General features: G+C 33.1%; 7 protein-coding genes. All 7 read left to right on the top strand.

Annotated elements, in window-relative coordinates:
- Positions 1 to 109: 109 nt before the first annotated feature.
- Positions 110 to 1,030, top strand: coding sequence for a glycosyltransferase family 2 protein (locus tag ACP5SP_RS07140; RefSeq protein ID WP_428076352.1), 921 nt, complete (start codon positions 110 to 112; stop codon positions 1,028 to 1,030).
- Positions 1,027 to 2,262: a hypothetical protein gene (locus ACP5SP_RS07135; RefSeq protein WP_428076351.1), complete on the top strand. Its 1,236-nt coding sequence runs from the start codon at positions 1,027 to 1,029 to the stop codon at positions 2,260 to 2,262. The genes ACP5SP_RS07140 and ACP5SP_RS07135 overlap by 4 nt, the downstream gene beginning before the upstream one ends.
- Positions 2,234 to 3,325: a hypothetical protein gene (locus ACP5SP_RS07130; protein WP_428076350.1), complete on the top strand. Its 1,092-nt coding sequence runs from the start codon at positions 2,234 to 2,236 to the stop codon at positions 3,323 to 3,325. Before ACP5SP_RS07135 ends, ACP5SP_RS07130 begins: the two co-directional genes overlap by 29 nt.
- Positions 3,303 to 4,385, top strand: a complete 1,083-nt coding sequence (locus ACP5SP_RS07125; RefSeq protein ID WP_428076349.1) for a glycosyltransferase — start codon at positions 3,303 to 3,305, stop codon at positions 4,383 to 4,385. The genes ACP5SP_RS07130 and ACP5SP_RS07125 overlap by 23 nt, the downstream gene beginning before the upstream one ends.
- Positions 4,382 to 5,569: a glycosyltransferase family 4 protein gene (locus tag ACP5SP_RS07120; RefSeq protein WP_428076348.1), complete on the top strand. Its 1,188-nt coding sequence runs from the start codon at positions 4,382 to 4,384 to the stop codon at positions 5,567 to 5,569. The genes ACP5SP_RS07125 and ACP5SP_RS07120 overlap by 4 nt, the downstream gene beginning before the upstream one ends.
- A complete protein-coding gene (locus ACP5SP_RS07115; RefSeq protein ID WP_428076347.1) occupies positions 5,547 to 6,530 on the top strand; it encodes a glycosyltransferase in 984 nt (327 codons plus the stop codon). The genes ACP5SP_RS07120 and ACP5SP_RS07115 overlap by 23 nt, the downstream gene beginning before the upstream one ends.
- A 90-nt stretch (positions 6,531 to 6,620) precedes the next feature.
- The coding region (locus ACP5SP_RS07110) for a sugar transferase (protein WP_428076353.1) at positions 6,621 to 6,768 on the top strand (148 nt) is incomplete at its 3' end.

Below are 6,768 nucleotides of genomic sequence, written 5' to 3'. Positions count from 1 at the left end.
AAATAAAAAATAGAAAAATATGCTCCAAAAACTTGCAATTTTTTCAAAAAAGTACTAAACTTTTTTAGAGTGATAAAAAATCGCTCAATTTAGGTATAATTAAAGAAGAATGGAAAATAAAACTTATTTTTTTACAGTCATAACGCCAACGTTTAATAGAGGAGGACTTTTAAGGAGAATTTACGAGGCCTTAAATGCTCAAACATTCAACGACTTTGAATGGATAATTATTGATGATGGATCTACGGATGATACAAAAAAAATTGTTGAAGAATTTAAGCAAGGTAATATTTTAGTAAAATATCTTTTTCAAACGAATAAGGGCAAACATATGGCTATCAATAGAGGAGTTGAAAGAGCAAAAGGGTTTCTAATTGTTATAATAGACTCTGATGATTATCTTCTTCCTGAAGCTCTTTCTTCAATTAGAGAAACGTGGTTAGGAATACCAGAAAGTGAAAGACAAAATTTTGCAGGAGTAGCTGGTTTGTGCGTGTTTCAGGATGGTTCAGTAGTTGGAAGCGCCTTCCCTCGTGATATCTTGGATTCTAATCCCGTTGAGATAAGAACACTTTTCAATGTAAAAGGGGACAAGTTCGAAGTTTTTCGAAATGACATCTTGAAGTTTTATAAATTTCCAGAAGAAGTTGGAAGTTTTGTTACCGAAGCATTAGTTTGGAACAGAATTGCAAAAGCATACAAAGTTAGATATGTCAATAAGGTTTGGAAAGTTGTAGAATACCGAAAGGACGGTTTATCTAATAAATCTGTATTGATTAGAGCGCGAAATCCAAATGCGGCATGCCTTTATTATAAAGAATTTTTAGAAATTAGGGATCTGTATGTACCGCTATCACACAAATTCCGAGCTATGGTAAACTATTGTAGATTTTCTTTTCATAGAAAAATGATAAGGTTTTACTCTTCCTTTTCGAAATTACAATTCATAATTGCTATACCATTGGGATTTGCAATGTACCTATACGATTTAATACGAATTTTTAAGATAAATAGGAATTTAGTTGAATGAATGATAGAGAATTGAAATTTACATATTTTGGTTATTTATTTTTTTGCCTTATAATTATTTACTCATATTTGTCATTTATTGGCTTTGTTCCAAAAGTTAGCTCACCAATACTGTATGTTTTTCTTCTTATACCGATTATTTTTTCCTATTTTAAACAAATATTTAGAGGAGAGAAATTAAGCAAGGGCGAAGTGTTATTATGGATATTGATCCTTTGGATTGCAGTTCTCCATTTTATTTGGTTCCCAATAATTTCTGCTCAGGTTGGTGTGACTGAATTTCTAAAGAACTCAGTTGGGACTTTGCTTTTGACTTTATTAATGCTTCTTATTGGTTTCGAATTTGGGAGAAATTATTGCAAACTAATTACCAACGTTCGATATAATAAAATTACTTTGTTAGTGACAATCTTCTTTGTGTGCGTAATCTTTTTGGGTGTTTTTCTTGGGGAAAAAAATCAGGGGATATTTGTACTTTATTTTAAAAACTATCAGTCAGATTTTGGATATAATTATCAATCTATAGGAGATTCATTTGCAATTTTGTCACTTTTTGCTTTATTACAGATTAACAATTTATATTTAGAAACTTTTGTTTATGTTACCAGCTTAATTGCGCTGTTTTTCTCGTTTTCAAGAACTTCATTTTTACTTTACACATTTTTTGGGGGGATTTTTTTAGTTTTTGATTACAAGAAGAGCTCGAAAGGACTAAAAAAGATTTTTGGAAGGTTAACTTTTTTAATGTTAGTTGCTTCTTTAGTAGTTTTGCTGGTTATTTTAAGTAAAAACAATAGTGGTCAAATACAGTTAGTTTTTCGACGAATGTTATTAAGTTTCACTTCGCCAAGTGCTTGGCAAGCGAGGGTTGAAATTTTTCAGAAAAATTTGAGGGTTTTAGCTGACAGTTGGATTTTTGGTGAATATATGGCAGAGTACATTGAATTTGGGCCTGGTGGTTATATACATAATTGGCTTTCTTTTTTAGTAGCTTATGGTATTGGTCCCTTTTTTGTTTTTCTAGTTCTTACGCTTATGATGTTAAAGAAAAGCTTAGATATTTTTGTTCTATATAAGCAATCTTTTCCGCTTATATTGTTTGGGTTTTGCTTATCTGCTATAATAATTTCAAGGTCTTATTTATGGCCTTATATATGGCTTTCTTTAGGACTTATCTCAACTATTAATCTAAAAGGAATGGACAATGAGGATTGCTTATCTAATACATTGTAATTTTGAGAAAGAGTATCTTGTTAGTGGAGTTTACAAAAAGGTTCTTTCACAAATAAAAGCGTGGGTAAACTTAAGAAATGAGGTCGAAGTTTTTCAAGTTACAGAATTCAATTCTGGTATTCCTTTATTGGAATCACACTGGAGAGTGTTTAAATACCAAAGAAGCAATTATCCTACTAGGATAAAAGCATGGTATAAAGCTGAGAAGGCAATAGAACAATGGTCTCCAGATCTTATATATATGCGTTACGAGGCTTTATATCCACCATTGCTACATCTCTTTTTAAAATTTCCCGTGATCGTAGAAGTAAACACTAATGATGTAAGAGAGAATTGCCTTGGAAAGAATTTAGCTCGTTGTCTTTATAATTTAGTTTTTAGAAATTTAACTTTTTTATTCTCTTCGGGGATTATTTTTGTTACAAATGAAATTCAAAATTATTTTTTTAATACAATTTTTAAGAAGCCAAGAATAGTAATTGGAAACAGCATAGATTTGCCTGAATATGAACTTTTTCCTCCTTCTGTTGCTGACGATTATAATTTCGTTTTCATTGGAAGTAATGCCCCCTGGCATGGAGTTGATAAAATTATTCAATTAGCAAGATTAAAAACAGAATGGAAATTTCACCTAATAGGTGTAGATAGTTGCAACTTTCCAAGTAATGTAATCACGTACAAGAAAATTCCCATTATTAGTTATAAAGAAGTATTTAAAAGAGCAGATATTGCTTTTGGTCCATTGGCTCTTCACCGAATAGGTATGAATGAAAGCTCTTCTTTGAAGGTTAGAGAATATTTGGCTTTTGGGCTTCCTGTTATTATCGCAGGGAAGGATGTAGACTTTTTGGAAGGAGCAGATTTTCTTCTTGAGCTTCCGAATACTCCTGAAAATATTGTAAGAAATATCGAAAAAATAGAGAATTTTGCAAAATATTGGAAAGGGAAAAGAGTCGAAAGAACGCAGATTTTGCATTTAGATATTAAAACAAAAGAAAAGCAAAGGATAAAGTTCTTTGAGTCCGTTTTGAGGAACCGTAATGAAAGCTTTAAACCTTATTGATAGCTTATATGCAGGTGGAGCAGAAAGCTTGCTTAAAAATTTTGCAATAGAAGCTAAAAAATACGAAGATATTCAAATCGATATTTGTACACTTTATCATAGTAATATTTTTGAAGAAAAGCTTAAAGAAGAGAACATAAAGGTATTTTACCTTGGGTTATCTTTCAAATATGATTTTTCAAAAATTTCCCGTTTAATAAGATATATAAAACAAAATAATTATGACATAGTTCATGTGCATCTTTTCCCTGCTGATATCTTTGGTGCAATAGCTTCTTTGTTTTTTAAAGAAAAACCAAAGTTCATTTTTTCAGAACATAGTATTTATAATAGAAGAAGGGATGTCAAAATCTATAAGTCAATTGACTTGTTTGCGTATTCTCGATACGGGAAGATAATTTGCGTAAGCGATTTAGTTAAAGAGAGACTTGTACAGTATTTGCCCAATTTGAAGACCAAAGCAGTGGTAGTTAGAAATGCAATTCCCATCGAAGAGAAGACTGAAGAAAGCAAACATAAGGTATACGATGTTTTGTTTGTAGGAAGGTTGGAAAAAGCGAAAGGCGTAGATATCCTTATTAAGGCGGTTAGTGAACTTAGATTTAGGTATTCAATGAGTTTGAAGGTTGCGGTGGTAGGGGAGGGTGCTTTAAGAAGTGAGTATGAAAAACTCGCAAAAGACCTTTCATTGATTGACAGTATGGAATTTCTTGGTCTGAGAAAAGACGTAACCGGTCTAATGAAGAGAAGTAAGCTTTTTGTTCTTCCTTCTCGGTGGGAAGGCTTGCCGATGGTTATTCTTGAAGCGATGGCGAATGGGATTCCTGTAATTGCAACAAAAGTTGGTGGTATTCCTGAAGTTATAGAGGATGGTAAAGATGGTATCTTTGTTGAACCTGAGAACCCCGAAGAGTTATCAAAAGCGATTCTTATGTTGTTAGATGATGATAATCTCAGAAATTTAATTTCCTCGAATGCTTATAAAAAGGTAAAGGAAGAGTATTCTATTGAAAAATATACCAAAACTTTGCTAAGCTTATACAAGGAATTGGCCAAATGAGACTTGAAAAGGAAAAAATAAAAAAAGTTATGTTTCTTGCGACTGTAGATGCGACTATTTATGCGTTTCTTATTCCACATATGAAAATATTGAGAGAAATGGATTACGAAGTAGAAGCTGCTTGTTCAAATGTTGGCTTTACCGATAAAATTGAAAAAGAAGGTTTTAAAGTTTATAATTTACCATTCAGAAGAAATCCTTTCAGCATTTCTAATATAAAAGCTTTTTTAAAGCTTTACAGAATAATGAAAGAAAACAATTATCTAATGCTCCATACCCACACACCGGTTGCAAGTTTTTTGGGTAGGATTGCAGGTAGATTAGTGGGCATACCTCATATTGTTTATACTGCTCACGGTTTCCACTTTCACGAGCGTGGAAGCAAGATTAAAAATTTCGTATATTATCGTCTAGAGAGATTTGCAGGTAGATTTACCGATGCACTTATCACAATAAACACTGATGATTATAGGATTGCATTAGAGGAAAAACTTATTCCTTATGGCAAGGTTTTCTACGTAAAAGGAGTGGGAGTTGATGTAGAAAAGATTAGTCCTCAGAAAAACCAAGAAGAAAAACCCCTGATACTTCAGGAAATATTGAACTGTGGCAACCTTGAAGGCTTTACAGGCAAAATTCTTGTTTCCATCGGAAGGCTTGAGGGTGAAAAGCATTTTGATCATATAATAAAGGCTTTGTTTGCTGTGAAAAGTGCAGGTAAAGCTTTCAAATGTGTTATCGCAGGTGACGGCTCTCTGAAGAATCACTTGGTTTGTCTCGCGAAAAATCTTAAGCTGCAGGAGAACATTTACTTTACCGGATATACCAAGAAGGTGATAAAGCTGTTAAGCGTATCGGATATTTTTGTTTTTGCTTCCTCAAGAGAAGGCTTGCCTGTCTCTGTTATGGAGGCAATGGCGATGGAAAAACCTGTCGTTGCGTATAATATAAGAGGCGTGAGAGACCTGGTTGAAGACGGAGTAAATGGATTCTTATTGCCTTTTGGAGATATCGAGGGACTTGCGAATAAAATTATATATCTTATGGAAAATCCAGAAATTGCCAAAGAGATGGGCAGAAGAGGAAGAGAAAAGATTGAAAAGGAATTCAGTTTGAAGATTATTCTAAAAGATATGAAGAATCTTTACAAAGAGATTTTGGATGGAGCAAATTATCATGAATAGTAATTCGAATTTGCTTAGTGAAGACCTTGATTCTTTAGACAATTTATCTTATAGCATCACTATAAGGACAAGAGGAAAGAACGAAAAAATTATAGAAACACTAAAATGCTTGTCTTATCAGTCATTGCAACCTGCCGAAATCGTAATTGTTATTCCAGAAGATGCTAACGAATGGAACTTGGAGTATTTCTCTAAAGTTGCAAAATTTGTAAAAAGCAAGAAAGGAATGATAAGTCAACGAAAACAAGGGATATTGGAGACCAGGAATGAATATCTACTGCTCCTTGATGATGATGTTCTTTTGAAAGACTTTGATGCTATCAAGAAACTTTTCTTGCCTGTTATTCGGGGAGAAACTACCTGTACCATTCCTTTTCACCCTGATATGATTTTTAATGGCTTAAGAAGATATGTTTATGGTGTTTTTGGAATTGCAGTACCAACACATTCGAGAAAATTAAAATACTTGCCAGGTGGTGGGTATCAATACCCTGCTACTCATAACTTAAGTGAACCTTACGAGATTGAGGGAGGTTTTGGCCGTTGTATTGCTGTAAATCGACAATTTTTAGTTGAAAAACAATTATATGGAGACTTGTCTCTGGAAGTCTCAAGGTATCCTGTTAGAGAAGACGGGGCTTTCATATTTTCAATAGTTCAAAATGGCGGGAAAGCGCTGTTAGTAGATGCAGGATTATATGAACATTTGGCCTCTCAAGCAGCAACCAATCCAACAAGAACCTTTGATTCATATGAATCGCTCATTTATAACCACTTCTTGTTCTGGAAAAAGTATATTAGACGAAGGTATAGATTTCAAATTGTACCAATATTTGGTTTTGCCTGTTACTTAACGGGAATTTTATTTTTATCGGTCTTTGCGTCTCTCTCAAAAAAGTCGATTCTTCCAATCAAAGGTGCTTTTAGTGAATTGTTGAGGCTTTTTGGCTTCCTTAAGTAGTGAAACAATCAATTCTTGATGTAGTTGTTCACATTTCAGATTTTTGTGTAGAATATATAAGATAGATAGGATTAGTTTTACGGAGGATTTTTGGATAGAAGATTGTTATTGCTTATTAAAGACATCTTTGATAAAGTTGTTTCGTTTATTGCTCTGATTATTTTATTGCCACTGTTTTTGTTTGTTGCAATACTCATTAAACTTGATTCAAAAGGACCTGTATTTTTTCTTCAAGAGC

The organism is Caldisericum sp. (genome assembly GCF_049967455.1).
GTDB classification, from domain to species: Bacteria; Caldisericota; Caldisericia; order Caldisericales; family Caldisericaceae; genus Caldisericum; species Caldisericum exile_A.
Note: the sequence above shows the minus strand (reverse complement) of the source record. Positions and strands in the feature narration are given on the sequence as shown.

Excerpts from the sequence above, each read along its gene's own strand:
- ACP5SP_RS07115 (WP_428076347.1), top strand. The coding sequence starts at position 5,547 with ATGGAGCAAATTATCATGAATAGTAATTCGAATTTGCTTAGTGAAGAC.
- ACP5SP_RS07130 (WP_428076350.1), top strand. The coding sequence starts at position 2,234 with ATGAGGATTGCTTATCTAATACATTGTAATTTTGAGAAAGAGTATCTT.
- ACP5SP_RS07120 (WP_428076348.1), top strand. The coding sequence starts at position 4,382 with ATGAGACTTGAAAAGGAAAAAATAAAAAAAGTTATGTTTCTTGCGACT.
- ACP5SP_RS07135 (WP_428076351.1), top strand. The coding sequence starts at position 1,027 with ATGAATGATAGAGAATTGAAATTTACATATTTTGGTTATTTATTTTTT.
- ACP5SP_RS07140 (WP_428076352.1), top strand. The coding sequence starts at position 110 with ATGGAAAATAAAACTTATTTTTTTACAGTCATAACGCCAACGTTTAAT.
- ACP5SP_RS07125 (WP_428076349.1), top strand. The coding sequence starts at position 3,303 with ATGAAAGCTTTAAACCTTATTGATAGCTTATATGCAGGTGGAGCAGAA.